This window comes from Mycobacterium simiae, from assembly GCF_008370645.1.
GTDB lineage: Bacteria > Actinomycetota > Actinomycetes > Mycobacteriales > Mycobacteriaceae > Mycobacterium > Mycobacterium simiae_A.
On sequence record NZ_VTZN01000356.1, the window covers coordinates 1 to 1,949 of the forward strand.

Genomic DNA, 1,949 nt, shown 5'->3' on the forward strand with positions numbered 1-1,949 from the left:
GGATCGCCAAGGAGCTGCTGCGTGACGTGCTGGCGTGCACCGTCGCCGGCGGGCTGCGCTACGACATAGCCGCGGCGCTGCACCGGTTCTACGCGTTCTGCGCGGCCACCGCTGTACCCGAGATTCACGACCTCGCCGCGACCATCGAAACCTGGCAGGCACCAATGATTCTCGCAATCACCACCGGCCTGACCAACGCCCGCAGCGAAGGCTACAACCGCATCGTCAAACACATCGGCCGCATCGCTTTTAACCGGCCCTGGGGTCCAGGTCAACCTCGGATGGGGTCAAGATGGGTTTGTTGAGGGAGTCGAGATGGCGTTGAATGCTGGCAATCACGCGGGCGTGGCGGGCGACTTCGCTGTCCAGCCGCGTGTTTGGGCGTCGTCACGAAGCACCGTTTCGTCGGCCAGTTGGGCACGGAGTTGGGGCACGAATTCGGTTGTGGTGGTGTAGTTGTCGCATTGTTCACAGATGTTGGCGTAGGGGCATGCCTGGACACCTACGAGCCGGTTGGCGACCTGGCGGAGAGCGGCGTTGTGCTTGGTGCCGCGGGCGCGGAGCTGGTCGTAGTAGCCGCGGACTTCGGGGTCGTGCAGAATCGCGCAGGAGGCCTGTTCCGCAGGTCAGGCCCGCGCGAATACGTCGACGAAGTTCTGCAGCGATGCTCTGATATCGCTTCTCAGCGCAGCCGCGACGATCATGCCGATCGGCCCGAACAGCGCGGGCCCGCCGAGGTGAACGTCGAAGCTGACCACCGAGCCGTCGTCTTTGGACGCTACCTTGGCCATCAGCTTGACCTTCACGCCACCAACGCCGTCACCGTTGAGCGTCATACCCTCCGGGGGTTTGTAGCGCACGATAGTCCATCTGATCCGGTTGGGCATCCCCTTGACCTCGACGATGGACTCGACGACCGCGCCTTTCTCCAGGGTTTCGGGCAACTTGCTGCGCCACACCCGGTGGATCGTCAGCCATTCCCGGTAGCGGGACAGATCCGAAGCATGTTTCCAGGCATCGTCGGGCGGCAGCGGGACGTCGATAGATCCAGACAGCTTCGCCATGTGCTCAGTTCTCTTGGTCGCCCGTCTCGCCGGGTTCGACGACCTTCTTGGCCTGTTCCTGCACCTTGTGGATGGTGTCGGAGTACTTGCCCTGTGTCTTCTCGTCGACGAATTCGCCCGCCTTGTCGATCACCGTCTCGACCTTGTCGGCGTTCTGCGCCAGCAGGTCTTTGGCTTTGTCCAGGATTCCCATGCGTAACCAGCCTTCCCTGGGGATCTACAGCATCGTTGACGAACCCTACTTGCCGGCGTTGGTGGCGCCCAAACCCACTGCCGCTGCGCTTAGGGCACCGAGCCGCTGAGGAAGAGGCCCGAGAGTCGGCTGCCGAAGTTTCCGATACCCGAGACGAGGCCAGATAGCGCGATGCCCAGGTCGCTGGTGTTGTTGATGCCTGACAAGGCGCTGCCGAGGTTGGTGATGCCAGAGAGGAGGTTGCCGCCATAGTTCTGGAGCCCCGTGACCTGCGAACCGACGTTCCAGAAGCCGGACAGGGTGTCACCGGTATTGCCGAAGCCTGATGAGCCACCGACACCCGAGTTGAAGAAGCCTGACGACGGGCTGCTGGTGGAGTTGCCGAAGCCGGGAACGGGCGACAGATGGAAAAGGGTGGCGGTAATAGGTCCGATACTGGCGCCGAGATTGGCGTTGAGCTGGGTCGTATTGCCGCCGAGCGTGAGGTCGAGCGGGATGGCGCCGATATTGATTGGTTGAATCACGATCGGGCTCAGCTCAGAGTTCACCGGGACGGTCAATGTAATCGGGAGACCGTCGATCGGTATGTCGAAGCCGATATTGGTGTTCGGGATGTTGACGCGGATACTAGTTCCGCCCGAGGCCCCGTCAACAGTGAGCAAGAGGTTCAGCGGAATTCCTGGGCCGTTTTC

4 protein-coding genes are annotated in these 1,949 nt (G+C 62.1%); 1 reads left to right on the forward strand and 3 read right to left on the reverse strand.

Annotated features, from left to right (window positions below; all coding sequences use genetic code 11):
* The coding region (locus tag F0Q45_RS25705) for a transposase (RefSeq protein ID WP_149656549.1) at nt 1–305 on the forward strand (305 nt) is incomplete at its 5' end.
* Between the two features lie 321 nt (nt 306–626).
* Here the strand turns inward: F0Q45_RS25705 and F0Q45_RS25715 are convergent.
* The 3 genes from F0Q45_RS25715 to F0Q45_RS25725 form a co-directional block, all read right to left on the reverse strand.
* Nucleotides 627–1,064, reverse strand: coding sequence for a type II toxin-antitoxin system Rv0910 family toxin (locus tag F0Q45_RS25715; protein WP_149656550.1), 438 nt, complete (start codon nt 1,062–1,064; stop codon nt 627–629).
* Between the two features lie 4 nt (nt 1,065–1,068).
* Complete coding sequence (locus F0Q45_RS25720) at nt 1,069–1,257, reverse strand: antitoxin (protein WP_149656551.1); 189 nt, start codon at nt 1,255–1,257, stop codon at nt 1,069–1,071.
* A gap of 89 nt (nt 1,258–1,346) precedes the next feature.
* Nucleotides 1,347–1,949 (reverse strand): hypothetical protein (locus tag F0Q45_RS25725; RefSeq protein ID WP_149656552.1); only part of this gene is annotated, 603 nt, incomplete at its 5' end.